Genomic DNA, 13,694 nt, shown 5'->3' on the forward strand with positions numbered 1-13,694 from the left:
TGGATGCATTTCAAACCTTATTCCCCCTACTCCAACAATTCCCTCGTGGAATCCTTAACCTATCGAATTCATTAATTATAAGCGCAAAAAGACCCGAGAGAGGTCACTCTTTTCAAAGTGACCATCTTTCGGGTCTTTGCTCGGTCTGCAGAAAACCTATTCAGTGCCCTCTCGAAAATCGGGAGGGTTCATGCATCACTCACTACTCGTCTGCGGCACCGCAGTTTGCTTATATTTCAAAGAAGGCACCATAATGAAGACCCCAACTAGAAACAAAGCTGCACAAGTAATATAAATCGTTTCAAGCGAGAAGGCTGCTTTGATACTTCCAGCCAAACTCATTGTGATAACCATGGCACCCATGAACAATGGATTTAGTATACCATTCACGCGACCCACGAACGATTCCTCCGTGTTGCCAAGAATCATTGTATTGATACCAATTTGGATCGCAGGCATGACCAGACCAGACATAAATTGCATCAAAAGTGCGACCCATAACAGATGTGTCATGCCAATGACTGCAAACGCTACGACACTTACGGACATCCCCAGAATAAGGAGCGCTTGCGACGACATTTTTTTGGAGAAGCCCATCGTCACGCCTCCGCCGATAATCATCGCGACACCATTCGTAGCCATAAACCATTGCAAGTTCTCTTTTGGCAAACCTAGATTTTCCGTAACAAGGAAGATACCAAGCGGACTGATTAGTCCAATAGCAAGACCAGCAACGGCAAAGCAGCCTCCCAAAGTGACAAGCATTTTATTTTTCAGCACATACCGGAAACCTTCGCCCATCTCAGCAAAGATATGCGTGGATGGTCCTGCTGATCCTTTTTCAGCTTTGCGATCAGAAGGTAGAAACGTTAGTACAAGAGCTGAAAGCACAAAGCAAATTCCCATGATCGCAATAGCGACTTCGATTCCAAAGGTATAATACACGAAAGTCCCCATAATTGGTCCCAAAATCATAAAGATAGCCATCATTGATTGAAACAGTGACATCCCCATTTGCATCTGGGATTCATGCACATGAACCTTAAACAGCTTCATCCCGGATGGTTGAGAGAATTGGGATAGGATGGACGACACTAGTGTGGCAAAGAATATCGCCTTCCATGAACCATAATACAGGGTAATCATAATGATAAATACCGAGGCCGCGCTGAGAATATCGCACCAAACCATCGTAAGTTTAGGTCTCCATCGATCCGCAAAGGCACCGCCAATGAAAGAGAAAATAAATATTGGCGCAAACTCGGCAACGGAGATCAAGGAAACCGAGTAAGGATCGTTATTCGTCATGTCGGTTACATAGAGGAGAATCGCGAAGTTACGAATCCAAATCCCGATTTGGAGAAAAAGACCCGATAACATAATAGACTGCACGAAACGATTGGCAAAAAAAGAACGCATCGTTGGCGCAGAATCAGATACGGCTTGTGACATAGAAAAAAAACACCCCTTCGTTAATAGATTGGTCCATAAAACGTCAACTTCATTCCGACGTAATCGGAACCAAGAAAGTTTCATAAACCTTTTCTAATGTAACGAAAAAGGTGTCTAACGTCTAGTGCAATTTGTCATATGACCGGTGTCATAAAGTGAAATGACTCAGCGCCCATCCCTCGACATGAGCAGTGCTGCGCCTACAGCTCCTGCGGAGGATCCAAGAGCGGATGTTACGAATCGGACCGGGCTTAGAATCGACGGCAAACAGCGATCCTCGATGATCTCACGCATCGGTCCTAGAAGCGGCTCGCCGATATGCGAAGCGCCGCCGCCAAGAATAACCACCTGCGGATTGAGCAGGTGGAGGATGCTCACGAGCCCGATGCCGAGGGCTCGTCCCGCTTCGCGCAGGATGCCGCTGGCCTCGGCATCCCCTTCCGCGGCTGCGGCCGCGACCAACCGCGCATCGACGCGGTCTGGGTCGCCTCCCGCGAGCCTCGTCAGGGCGCCGGCTGCGTCGCCGTCGCCTCCCGCAACGCGGCGCACGTGCTCGGCGCCGCGGCGGCCAATGGCGGTGCCTGACGCGTAGAGCTCCAGGCACCCCACATTCCCGCAGAGGCAGCGCGGCCCATTTCCATCAATGGAAATGTGACCAAGCTCCCCTGCGTTATGGTTGACTCCGGCGATCAAGCGGCCGCCGGAGATGATGCCCCCGCCGATCCCCGTGGAGATCGTCACGAATATACAGTCCGGCGCGCCCTCGCCCGCGCCGGCCAGCCATTCGCCAGCCGCTGCGGCGGTGGCGTCGTTCTCGAGCCGGACCTCGCAAGCGAAGCGGTCCGACAACACGGCGGCGACGGCAACGTCGCGCCAGCCGAGATTCGTGGCGAAGGTGACGACACCGTTCGCCGTATCGAGCGTGCCCGCGGTGGCGACGCCAATACCGCGGAGAGCGCTGCGGCTGCCGGGCACAGCCGCGAGAATCCCCTCGATCAGGTTACCCAGCCGATCGAGAACAGCGACCTCCCCCTGCTGCGCAAGGGTGGGGATCTCTTCCCGTGCGATGATGCTGCCATCGTACGCAACCAGCGCGGCCAACATCTTCGTGCCTCCCAGATCTACCCCAATAAAGTACTCCCGAACGAAAACATCTTGTTCTTCGACGATGTTTTTCGTTACTTTTTCCTTGCTGTTATCCTTCACAAAAACATCCTGCTTATTATCTTGCTCCAATGTCATCTCTTTTCTCCCCTCTCCCTATCAATCCAGCCTCCAACCAATCGGATACTCCTCCGACAAGGTCACAGGCAGTCTTCCAACCGCCTTCTCTTTCCCTAGCAGCACATTCGCGAGCGAAACCATCGCAAGTGGACGGTTTTCATAACAAGCATAATAAGTCTTTACCTCTGGAAATTCAAGTAAATCATAAGGATTTCTACCGGCAGCCACGATAACATACTGTTCTTCCCTTTGAACTAATTCTTTAACCAACCTGGATTGTCCTGCTGAGAATGTTGCATTGTATGTGACAATGATAACTTGCTTGTTACCATCACAAGCTTCCAGAACCGATGCTACTTCCGTTTCCGAAGGATATAATCCCAAGTAAATCTCCTGAATTGGCTTTCCGGCTATCTCAGACAATGCACTGCCCAGTGTCCCGCTCCGATCCACGACTTCATCGATCTCAGTTCCTGTTTGTACTTCCGTCCAAATGACTACGATAGGCTCGTTCAGATCCAGCACTTTACCTACTTCATCCTTAACCCGTGTAATACTTTTACGGCTCAATTCTTTCGCCAGCAGTTGATGCTCTGGGGTTGAAATAGGCTCTGTCGGAATGGGTGCTAGCGTATCATACCGAATCTCTCGCTTATATTTATAAGTCATAATCCGCAGTACAGATTCATCAATTCGCGACTCCGGAATCCGTCCACTTTCTACTGCAGCAATAACCGCTTCAATGGCAGACACTTGGCGATCCAGTAAATGACTAACCAAAATAATATCCGATCCAGCCTCAATGGCACGAATGGCCCCTTCTGCCACACCAATCCCTTCTGAGATCGCCTTCATCTCCAGGCAGTCTGTGACAATCAACCCTTTGAAATGAAGCTTCTCCCGAAGCAATTCCGTTAAAATACGATACGACAACGTCGAGGGTACGCCATTCTCTTCTAGTGCCGCAAAGACGACATGCGCCGTCATAATCGCGTCTACACCGCCTTCAATCGCTTTAATGAAAGGGGCAAGCTCTAGCTCCATCAATCTCTCCATACTATGTGGAACAACGGGAAGGTCATGGTGAGAATCCTCTGACGTATCTCCATGTCCTGGGAAATGCTTGACGGTTGCAATAACGCCCATATCTTGCAAGCCTTTCACCGCATGCGTACCCATATCGCTTACGAGAGCAGCAGTTTCACCATAAGAGCGCACGCCGATAACCGGGTTTAATCGATTATTATTGATATCTAAACAAGGAGCGAAGTTCATGTTCACGCCCATTTGGCGCAATTCTTTCCCCATCACTTTTGAACTGGCATACACACCTGCGGGAGCAAAAGCAGCCCCTAATGCCATGTTCCCTGGCAGCAGCGTGGCTCCTTTTTCAATACGAGAAACCATACCTCCCTCTTGATCTACGGCAATGAATAACGGCTGTCCGCCGCTGCGGAGACTTATCGCTTGCAATTCGGCTGACAAATGAGCCAATTGGTGCGCATCTTTTACATTTCGACGAAAATAGATGACACCGCCAAGTCCGTATTCCTCAATTAATTGGGTAATGGACGCATTGGGTTCCAAAGATTCAAAACCGCAAATAAACATTTGACCCACTTTTTGACGCAACGTTAAAGGATGTTGCTTATTAGGCGATAAAGATGGCATGAGTACACGCTCCTTGAATGGGTGAGTTAAGATCTAATGCTTTCAATGATACGTTTCTGCAAAATAAAATAGATCAGCACGACTGGAATAACACTAAACATGATTGCCGCACAGAGCGAACCGTAGTTCATATTCAATTGGTCGTAAAAGGCTACCATGCTCACAGGAAGCGTCCTAAACTTTTCCTTCGCTAGAAACAGATTGGCCATCATAAACTCATTCCAATTGCTGAGGAAATGAAGCATAAAAACTGTAACGAGTGAAGGAATCGTAATTGGAATAATGACTCGCCACAAAAGACCATAGATCGATAATCCATCCATGATCCCCGCTTCTTCTAACTCACTCGATATGGATTTCAAAAAAGCACTAAAAATAAACACAGTTAAAGGCAAACCTATCGTCACGTAAGGCAGGATCAGGGCTAGTGGCGTATTGTATAAGTGCATGCCGCGAAGCAGCATATATAAAGGGATAAGCAAGGATCCCGCGGGAACTAGCAAAGCGAGCATCAATATACGTTGAAAGAGCTTGCTTACTCGTGGAAAGTCCATTCGTGTTAGGGCGTAAGCCGTAGCTGTACCAAGAAGCACCGTTGTCAACGCGGATATCACAGAAATCACTAAACTGTTCGTAAAGTAGTGACCCACGTGTGCCCCCGTCCATGCATTCCAATAATTTGATAAAGAGAGTCGCTCTGGAAGGGACCACGGCGAGGTAATGATTTCTTTATTTGTTTTAAAAGAGGAGTTTAATACCCAAAGAAGTGGAAACAAAATAATGCCTATGTACGACATGAGTACAGCATGCAGGAAGACATGTCGATAAGGGGATCCCTTCAATATTGCACCTCCTCCTGCTTCCTTGTGAACCAGCCAAACAAGGATGTTAACATGCCGGTTAAGAGGAGAATAAGTACGGCAATTCCGTTTGCATATCCATACTCACCAATGCGATAAGCTTTTTTATACATATACGTAGCCATCACTTCTGTAATCCCATATGGATTGCCGCCTGTCATCACAAAGACGATGTCTAAAGCCTTCATAGCTCCGGTGATCGATAACAAAATCATGACCATGATAACAGGACGCAGCATCGGAAGCGTAATCGACCAAGCCTCACGCAGGCTTGTCGCCCCATCTAACTCAGCCGCTTCCAAGATATTTTTGGGGATCGCATAGATCGCCGACAGCACCAGCACGACATAGAATCCAATCCACTGCCATGCGTTGGTAACAAGCACAGAGAGCATCGCTGTCGCTTCTTCAGCTAACCAAACATGCTGCCAAGTCATTAGCCCTACGGCTTCTAATGCTTGGTTGAGTAGTCCCGCCTGAGGATGATAGATGAATCCCCACAATACGCCAACTACAGCAGTAGAAAGCACCGTGGGTAGGAAAATCATCGTTTTGTAAAAGCTAGTCCATCGCCTAACTTTGCTCACCAGAAGCGCTAAACCGAGTATGAACGGGATTTGTAATCCGACAGAAAAACCAATGAAATATAGATTATTCCGCACAGCCATCCAGAAATATTTGTCCTGAAAAGCTGTAATGAAATTATCCAAACCATTAAATCTCGCCGGCGATACTCCGTTCCACTCCGTGAAGCCGTAACGCAGCGACATGATCATGGGATATAAGAAAAAGATCACGAATAGCAGCAGCGTCGGCAATGTAAAAAGCGCATAAGCAAATGGGTTTCTACCTATCTTATTCATGTCTCATCCTACTATTTGGTGTGGGTTTCTTCCTTATTCGAAGCTTCTTGCTGCTTCTGTATCTCCGCCATTAAGGAGGCCGGGTCCGTTCTTCCGCCTATTAATTCTTGCATACCGCGTTCCAATTTTTCCCGAACCTTCGTTTGAATGCGCGAGTCGAATGCAGGGAAAGCACCTTTACTGCTTGCAAACACATTCAAAATTTCCGTAATTAGAGGATTCACATTGCTCGTATCCTGCAGCTTCATGGCAGGTGGCATCCCTTCTTCGACGAGCTGTCTTTTTTGCATGGATTCGTTATACATTTGCTTGATAAACTCCTTAATGGCCACCAGCTGATCTGGCGTTACTCTCTTAGAGAAGCCATAAGCATTGGACCATCCTCCATTGATATAACCATCACCTGGACCTCCCATCGCCGGGAAGCTCATGAAGCCTACATCCTTGACAATGGATGACTTCTCAGGATCAAGCAGCGGCGTATTCGCCCAACTGCCATCGAACATGAAAGCCGCTTCACCGCTGCTAAATTTATTTTGCTGTTCAGCATAGGCTAGGGCTAAGCTGCCTTCCTGGAGATACCCCTTTTGAATCAACGTATGGAATTTATCAAAAGCATCCACAATGTCCGGGTCCGTCCATCGTTTACTTCCATCCAATAAGCCCTGAACAGAATCTGGCCCGGCCGTGCGTATCCACATGGTATTGCTCATCATGTTAATGACCCATGAATCTTTAGCCGCCATTGCAAATGGCGTTATTTTATGAGCCTTTAGTATCGCGGCAGCTGCTAGCAGTTCCTCCCACGTTTGAGGTGGTATTATTTGATGATCCGCCAAAATCCTTTTGTTATAGTATAAGCCTTCGACATACCCTGCCATCGGAATGCCATAAATTTTACCGTTAACCGTAAACTCCTCAAAGCTATAAAACTTATTGATTAATCCAAGCTCATTCAGTATGGGCGTAAGATCAAGCAGTCTACCCGCTTTGACGTAATCCTTCGTGTCCGTCCCGCCAAACAAGTCGAATATTTCCGGTGGATTCCCCGCGGCCATCTCCGCTCTCAACTTCTCGAAGCGATTGACCTTATCCTCCACCCCATCTAACGTTATGGACAAGCCAGGCACCTTCGATTCCGTTGCTTTCACGACATCCTGCAGCATAGCGAAGCGCTTCTTCTGCGTATCCTTCACTTGCGTGTGACGAATTGTCAGTAGAATCGGCTCTCCTTTTACCCCTGTTGGGCTTGGAGTTTCGCCTGCATGAAGGTTTTGTTCCTTGTTCGAAGATAAGCTGTTGCAAGCAGTCATGATGAACGTCATAGCCACTACCGCCGCTACCGAAATCAACGTTCCTTTTCTCATCTTTGATTGATCTCCTTTTTGCTAGCCATCTAAGTATAAAATAACCGTTGTTTGTCCTAAAGGCCCACAAATTCCTTATAAAGGGGCAAAATCCTCTACTTCACTTCTTTGCGCTTTTCGCGATACTCCGACGGAATCTCGCCAGTAAACTTTTGAAATACTTTGGTAAAATATCGCCGTTCGATGTATCCCACTGATTTTCCAATGTCCGTAATGCTTTTATCACTGTGGAGCAGCATCGACTTCGCTAATTCCATGCGATGCTTCGTAACATATTCAACGAAGGTTTCTCCAAAATGCTGCTTAAATAGTAAACTAAAATAGCTGGAGCTAATCCCTAAGGAGCTCGCTATATCCTCGATTCCAAAATCATTCGAATAGTGAGTTCTTATGTATTCCTTCGCCGCTGTCATGAGCAGCTCGCTGTTTTTCTTCTTGTTCGTCCCTTCCAGCCCAAGTGCTACAAGCTGTACCATAACCTGAAGCAATTGTTGAATGCTCTCGCTCTTATCCAGTTGACACCAGATCTGTTCTTCCTCCTGAAAATCAAGGGAATTCATTTCTCGCAATTCGCGGAGCAGATGAAGAATAAGGAAATGCAGCATCTGATAGGCTCTGGCAAATGAGCTGTCGGACAGGCCCTCAAGCAGTAATTTCAAGCGCTTTAAAGCATCCTCCGTTTTGAGACGGTTCAGCTGTTTAAGTCCTGTTACAATTTCCTCCACCAAATACCATAAGGAGCTGTTCGCATCAGCCTGCTCTTTGGACTCTTTATACAACAGCACGGATTCCTGCTTGCCCAGATTAAGCTGCATGAATCGCTGAAGCTTCCGATAAGCCTCAGAGAGTTGACGAAGTCCTATCGCAGTAGGAAAGATGCCGACACTAATGCCTAATTTAACCGATTGTGAAACGTTATGCTGCAGTAGAGCAGCCATTTCATTTAACTTTACCAATGCATCGCTTTCGCCCTTTTCATCCCATTGTATGATTACACACCACTCGCCTTCGCGGATCTGAAGTACCGTGAACTTCAATTTCTCATCCGTTAACGAGTCTTGCAATACATTTCGTACCGCGAAATTCCAAAGCTTCCGCTCATTCTCCGTCCATGGCAGTGATTTCTGCGAGTAATTATCCACATCGATCATCGCAAATAAGTAGGTCAACGTTTCAAGGTCCATATCATCAATCGGGAGCAGTGTATTCGGGGTTATATCTGTATAATTCATCAAAACGTCCTGCAAGATTTTCTCGTAGGCCAAATTTTTCATTTTGCCCCACTTTTGCTGCTCCTCTTGCTCACTTAGCTTCTTAACCTTGATTTCATTCGCCAATTTGCTAATTGAATTCTCGAGCTCTTCATAGTTAATAGGCTTCAATATGTAATCGCTCACACCAACTCGCATTAACGAGCGTACATATTCAAAATCCTGATAACCCGTCACCATAAGTACCGTACAGTCCTCATTGATATCACGCAGCTTCTGAACGAACGTAATCCCATCCATTAGCGGCATACGAATATCACTCATAACTAGATCCGGCACATGCTGGCAACTAAGTTCCAGTGCTTCCACCCCGTTTTTGGCCGTTCCAACGATATCAATCCCCAGTTCATCCCAAGGAATAACCGCCTGCAAATTACGCAAAATGTTAGGCTCATCATCTGCCAATATCGCTTTTAGCCTCATAAGCCTTCCCCCTTATTTTTTGGGATCACGATCTTCATCATCGTACCGTGACCTTCTTGACTGCAGATGAACATGCCATAATGTTTGCCATATTGAATCCGAATACGGTCAGCTACATTGCTGACGCCTAGTCCTCTTCGCTCTTCATTCGCACTTATTATTTCGTGAAATGGCGTCTCTAGCTCTGTTTTATAATGGAATTTAGCTAATTTCTCCGCACTTATACCAATGCCGTTATCCGTTACATAAAGAGCAATCCGTTCCCCTTCATCCACAACCTTTATAGCGATCATGCCCATATAATCAATGGGTTCAAAACCATGCTGCAAACTATTCTCTACCAATGGTTGGAGAGTAAGCTTGAGAATGCTGTAATCCAACAGTTCAGGGGGAGCTTGGATGTCATATTGAAATTGATCTTCAAAACGGAATTCCTGAATTTCAAGGTAGCTTTTCAGATGCTCAAGCTCTTGCTTTAGTGAAATCTCTTCTCTGTTTTCCATTCCAATGCGCAGCAGATTCCCGAGCCGATACACCATTTGGCTGACTTTTTTTCCTTGATTTTGGATTGCTAACACATTGATGGATTCGAGGGTATTAAAAAGAAAATGCGGCTTGATCTGGGCTTGCAGCAGCATAAGCTCGGCCTTATTTTTACGGTCCTGCTGACGTTTGACTTCTTCCAGAAGATCCTCCACACGCACAACCAAGCTGTTGAACCCTCTAGCGAGAGCAGACGTTTCATCCTTACCGCTTTCCTCCATGCGGGTCGTCAAATCGCCGCGCTCAACCTTTTTCATCGAAGAAAGCATACGCAGAATCAACTGAACAATTCGCCTTACGAAAACTAGATTGTACACGAGTGCAAAAAATAAACAGACGAACGTTATCCCAGCGACCAGCTTCATAATCGTCTCAATTTCACCCGCCACATACTTCCATGAGGTGATCGACACGACGCTCCAATCCTCAACACCCATCTGATTAATATTTAAATGGTAGAGTGAAACTAAGCTTTTCTCATTCTGAAAATTTGCTTGGAAACTATTATTGTTTAGCTGTAAATCCAATTTGCCGGGCAGCAGCTGAAGTACATTGGCACCTTCTAAATTTTGCTTATTATCATAAAAAATAAGTCCGCTTTTGTTGACGAGTAAATAACGCTTCGAGCTTTCCTCATTCGTATTGAATGATTTGAAAATTTGATCAAGCTCATTAAATTTGAACTTCAGCAGCATGAACCCCAGATTGTCCATCGTCCAGAAATCTTTGACCAATCTCGCTTGATAAAATTCCCCGCGGCCCGTCCCGAACTCCTTATATTCGGAAGGTCCAATCCAGAGTGGACTTCCGTTCAATTCCTGAATCTGCTGGAATGCTGTACTTTGCGTCAGCGCTGTCCACGGCAAAGCGCTTCCACCCCCGCGCCCCGCACTAAACGATTTGCCGGCATTATTATAAATCGCCACGGATTGCACGGGTGAATAGGTCAAGATAGAACCGCGCAGCAAGGTATCAAAGGTATTCAAGTCATATGACGAGAGCGATTCTTCATTCGGCTTCACCTCATCAATCGTTCGGTAAATCCCCTGAATGCTCTCTTTTACCATCCAAAAGTCCGAGAAGTAATTAGCTTCCTTGAACATGTAATAAATATTGCGGGAAATCGCCTGCAGCGTGACTTCTGTCAAATCCCCGTACTTCTTCTCAATGAGCTGCTGAGATACCGTATAAACAGCGGAGCCCAGTACGAACAAGGGGATAATAATGAACATTAAAAAACCGATAAACACTTTTTTGTTCAAATTCATCGACGATGGCAGACTCCTTCCAAACCGAATCAGGCACCATCCTAGTGTTGGCGCCTTTACATTGCTTACTATTCATTATAAATGAGCCGCATTTTATGATCCTAGGGATAGGTTTGGATGCTGCAGGGATAAAATCCTCTACTCCTTCAGTTGATAAATCTCAGGTTCCACGATGACCTCGACATTCCCTTTTAAAGCTTTACTTATCATACAAGCCTGCTCAGCTCGATAGGTCGCTTTGCTTATTTTATCCGTAAGCTCTTGGGAAGTATGAGCTGGGCTAGCGATTCGCGGCCGGTGAATGATTTTATCCACCTTCATCGCCGGACTGCTATGGACGAATATCTCTGAGTTCAGCTCGATCGATGCAATTCCTAGACGCTTCAACAGCATGCTGAGTGTAATTAAATAGCAGGTCGCTGCCGCGCCAAGCAGCATCTCCTCCGGATTCGTCCCGATGCCAGGCCCATCTATCTGGCTTGGAACCGAGATTGCGGTAACTAGGTTACCTGTTCGAATGTGACCTGTGCCGTCCAAGCCTCCGGACCACTCCGCTTTTAGTTCAAAACGATGCTCACTCATAGATTTTCACCCCTCAATTCCATCTATTCTTATTGTCCGAGTTTATTGCGATTGAAGAACTTTGCGCTTGTGAAACCTTTGTTTTGCCTTCGTCCCAGCTGCTGCTTATATGTAGACCAATAACCCCTAAGATGATAAGAACAATTGAAAGAACCTTCAACGTGGAAACCGATTCATTGAACCACCAAATGCCGATGATCGTAATGAGTGCTGTCCCTACACCAGACCATATGGCGTATGCCAAACTGACATCAAGCTGCTTTAGAGCCAGCGTCAGTAAGGTGAAGCACAAAATATAGCAGATGCCCATAACAATAGCCGGGCCTATCCTAGTAAAGCCTGAAGACATCTTCATGGCCGTTGTTCCCACTGTTTCAAAAAGAATAGCAAGCAGTAGAAATGTCCAATTCATATTCCAAATCATAGTAACCATCCTTTACGTATTAACTATTCATTTTTATTGTAATGGAATGCGCTTTGTTTCACCAGTAAGCAAAAAATCGTTCTCACTCCTGGCGTCAGGACGGGAACGATTTTGTTTTATTGCAATAGAAAAAGGCCGTCCTTATCCCTAAAATAGGTAAAAACAGCCTTATACTTGCTTACATTGATATCTATGAAAATGCATAATAAATGTGTTGGAATCAAAACAATGAAAGCCCTACCTCTCTTCCATCCTTGCGGCTCCAATGACCGCGCCAGTACGAATTGCTTAACAAACACCTGCTGCCGAAACACTTGACGTTGCCTCGGGTTTACCATAAATGAGCTGAATTTTACTGCACATTGGGAGAAAAACAAACAAGGAGAGGGGGTTACTTTCTTCTCGCTAATCGTTCGTGTGGGGTAAATGAGGCTTGGTTTTAAGTGTTTATATGGTTCATTTCAATCAATTTATAAATTATATACGGAATTCAACACAAAGTCAACATATAAATATACTTATTTTTAAACACTTTTTGTTTAGCATTCGTACATGCCTATCTACGGGGCTGCGCTTTTGCTTAGCGCATCAAAATGTAAACCCTAACTTCAACATTCAAACATGTTAACATTAACTTATCATCACAGCATATAGACTAGCTTCAACATCAAAGCATGAAATCTAACCTCATCATTAAAGCATGTAACCTAAACTCACCACTAAAACCGTGAAAGCCTAACTTCACCACTTAAAACAGAGTTACCTGCCATCGGTCAATATACATTCAAAAATGAAGGCTGATACTATCTCTTTAAAGGTTCTTATGATATTATCTGTTTAAGACAATAGACATGTAGCACATAGAACAATTGGGTTCAATAGACACATATGCTTACACCTAAACACTAATATACGGCTGTGAAGCACACGCCGCTTTTCTAATTCAGCACTTCGCTGATCTTGAAAAGCGGCTTATTTATTTCTTTGGGAGGTTATGTAAATGAACAATCTTACGTCCACCGCACATGAGAATTACCTATCTCAGCATCTAGCTATCAGAAAAGGAGAACGGTTGCGAAGGCTCCAAGAAGGCCATGGCCATGCTGAAAAAGCATTTCTTTATCAGGTTTGGTGGCCGGCATTCGGCAACTTCAACGACCTGCACCCCGAGTATGAAGTGAAAGACTTCCGCGACGGCACCCGTTTCCTCGATTTCGCTTTTCTACGTCATTCCCTCAAACTAGCCATCGAAATTGATGGCTACGGTACACATTCATCACAAATCAGCCGAACTCAATTTGCCGACCAATGCAATCGCCAAAACCACCTCATTATCGATGGATGGAAGATTCTACGCTTCTCATACGATGATGTCAAAGATCGCCCCCGCATGTGCGAACAAACCCTGCAGCAGTTTATGGGTCGTTACCTTGGCGGAACATTGCTATCAGAATTAAAAATCGATTACATAGAGAAGGAAATAATTCGTTTGGCTTTGACGATTGGAAGAACTCTTAAGCCAAGTGACGTTAGCCAAGTGCTTCATTTCAGTTCAAAAAAAGCCTGCCGAATTCTTAAATCGATGTCTGAAAAATCACTCCTTAAGCCAGCTGGTGATGGTATAAAATGTGTTAGAGGTTACGATATCCACAAGAATACACAGGCGATCTGGGAGGCTAATAACCAAGCAAAATATTAACTTTTAAACTTTGTAATACTGTTCAAAAATCCTACTGCTTCGTAGGC

At 45.6% G+C, this 13,694-nt stretch carries 11 protein-coding genes; 1 reads left to right on the plus strand and 10 read right to left on the minus strand.

The genetic code is table 11. From position 1 onward, the window contains the following. Positions 1 to 195: 195 nt before the first annotated feature. The 10 genes from G519_RS0122390 to G519_RS44045 all read right to left on the minus strand — a co-directional run bounded on the left by G519_RS0122390 (position 196) and on the right by G519_RS44045 (position 11,948). Positions 196 to 1,452: an MFS transporter gene (locus G519_RS0122390; protein ID WP_029196607.1), complete on the minus strand. Its 1,257-nt coding sequence runs from the start codon at positions 1,450 to 1,452 to the stop codon at positions 196 to 198. Positions 1,453 to 1,617: 165 nt separating this feature from the next. After that, positions 1,618 to 2,694: an ROK family protein gene (locus G519_RS0122395; protein WP_084160271.1), complete on the minus strand. Its 1,077-nt coding sequence runs from the start codon at positions 2,692 to 2,694 to the stop codon at positions 1,618 to 1,620. 21 nt (positions 2,695 to 2,715) lie between these two features. After that, positions 2,716 to 4,347 carry a beta-N-acetylhexosaminidase gene (gene nagZ, locus G519_RS0122400; protein WP_029196609.1) on the minus strand — a complete coding sequence of 544 codons (1,632 nt, stop codon included), beginning with the start codon at positions 4,345 to 4,347 and terminating at the stop codon, positions 2,716 to 2,718. Positions 4,348 to 4,373: 26 nt separating this feature from the next. Then, entirely contained in the window at positions 4,374 to 5,189 is an 816-nt protein-coding gene (locus tag G519_RS0122405; protein WP_244280176.1) for a carbohydrate ABC transporter permease, read from the minus strand. Beyond that, positions 5,186 to 6,070, minus strand: a complete 885-nt coding sequence (locus G519_RS0122410; protein ID WP_029196611.1) for a carbohydrate ABC transporter permease — start codon at positions 6,068 to 6,070, stop codon at positions 5,186 to 5,188. The genes G519_RS0122405 and G519_RS0122410 overlap by 4 nt, the downstream gene beginning before the upstream one ends. A gap of 11 nt (positions 6,071 to 6,081) precedes the next feature. Next, positions 6,082 to 7,437, minus strand: a complete 1,356-nt coding sequence (locus G519_RS0122415) for an extracellular solute-binding protein (protein WP_029196612.1) — start codon at positions 7,435 to 7,437, stop codon at positions 6,082 to 6,084. Positions 7,438 to 7,532: 95 nt separating this feature from the next. After that, on the minus strand, positions 7,533 to 9,131 hold the full coding sequence (locus G519_RS0122420; protein ID WP_029196613.1) for a response regulator: 1,599 nt from the start codon (positions 9,129 to 9,131) through the stop codon (positions 7,533 to 7,535). Then, positions 9,128 to 10,942: a sensor histidine kinase gene (locus G519_RS0122425; RefSeq protein WP_029196614.1), complete on the minus strand. Its 1,815-nt coding sequence runs from the start codon at positions 10,940 to 10,942 to the stop codon at positions 9,128 to 9,130. Before G519_RS0122425 ends, G519_RS0122420 begins: the two co-directional genes overlap by 4 nt. Positions 10,943 to 11,080: 138 nt before the next feature. After that, the gene (locus G519_RS0122430; RefSeq protein ID WP_029196615.1) at positions 11,081 to 11,524 is read right to left on the minus strand and encodes an OsmC family protein; all 444 of its coding nucleotides are present in this window, start codon (positions 11,522 to 11,524) and stop codon (positions 11,081 to 11,083) included. A 13-nt stretch (positions 11,525 to 11,537) separates the two neighbouring features. Further along, a complete protein-coding gene (locus G519_RS44045) occupies positions 11,538 to 11,948 on the minus strand; it encodes a DMT family transporter (protein ID WP_244280177.1) in 411 nt (136 codons plus the stop codon). A gap of 1,000 nt (positions 11,949 to 12,948) precedes the next feature. On the opposite strand from G519_RS44045, the gene G519_RS44050 reads away from it, so the two are divergent. Next, positions 12,949 to 13,647: a DUF559 domain-containing protein gene (locus G519_RS44050; protein ID WP_036633603.1), complete on the plus strand. Its 699-nt coding sequence runs from the start codon at positions 12,949 to 12,951 to the stop codon at positions 13,645 to 13,647. Positions 13,648 to 13,694 lie beyond the last annotated feature (47 nt).

Source organism: Paenibacillus alginolyticus DSM 5050 = NBRC 15375 (genome assembly GCF_000422905.1).
In the GTDB taxonomy this organism is placed as follows: domain Bacteria; phylum Bacillota; class Bacilli; order Paenibacillales; family NBRC-103111; genus Paenibacillus_E; species Paenibacillus_E alginolyticus.

What these genes read in the sequence shown, in the direction of transcription:
- G519_RS0122390 (WP_029196607.1), bottom strand. Translation starts at nt 1,452, where the DNA reads ATGTCACAAGCCGTATCTGATTCTGCGCCAACGATGCGTTCTTTTTTT.
- G519_RS0122395 (WP_084160271.1), bottom strand. Translation starts at nt 2,694, where the DNA reads ATGACATTGGAGCAAGATAATAAGCAGGATGTTTTTGTGAAGGATAAC.
- nagZ (WP_029196609.1), bottom strand. Translation starts at nt 4,347, where the DNA reads ATGCCATCTTTATCGCCTAATAAGCAACATCCTTTAACGTTGCGTCAA.
- G519_RS0122410 (WP_029196611.1), bottom strand. Translation starts at nt 6,070, where the DNA reads ATGAATAAGATAGGTAGAAACCCATTTGCTTATGCGCTTTTTACATTG.
- G519_RS0122415 (WP_029196612.1), bottom strand. Translation starts at nt 7,437, where the DNA reads ATGAGAAAAGGAACGTTGATTTCGGTAGCGGCGGTAGTGGCTATGACG.
- G519_RS0122420 (WP_029196613.1), bottom strand. Translation starts at nt 9,131, where the DNA reads ATGAGGCTAAAAGCGATATTGGCAGATGATGAGCCTAACATTTTGCGT.
- G519_RS0122425 (WP_029196614.1), bottom strand. Translation starts at nt 10,942, where the DNA reads ATGAATTTGAACAAAAAAGTGTTTATCGGTTTTTTAATGTTCATTATT.
- G519_RS0122430 (WP_029196615.1), bottom strand. Translation starts at nt 11,524, where the DNA reads ATGAGTGAGCATCGTTTTGAACTAAAAGCGGAGTGGTCCGGAGGCTTG.
- G519_RS44045 (WP_244280177.1), bottom strand. Translation starts at nt 11,948, where the DNA reads ATGATTTGGAATATGAATTGGACATTTCTACTGCTTGCTATTCTTTTT.
- G519_RS44050 (WP_036633603.1), top strand. Translation starts at nt 12,949, where the DNA reads ATGAACAATCTTACGTCCACCGCACATGAGAATTACCTATCTCAGCAT.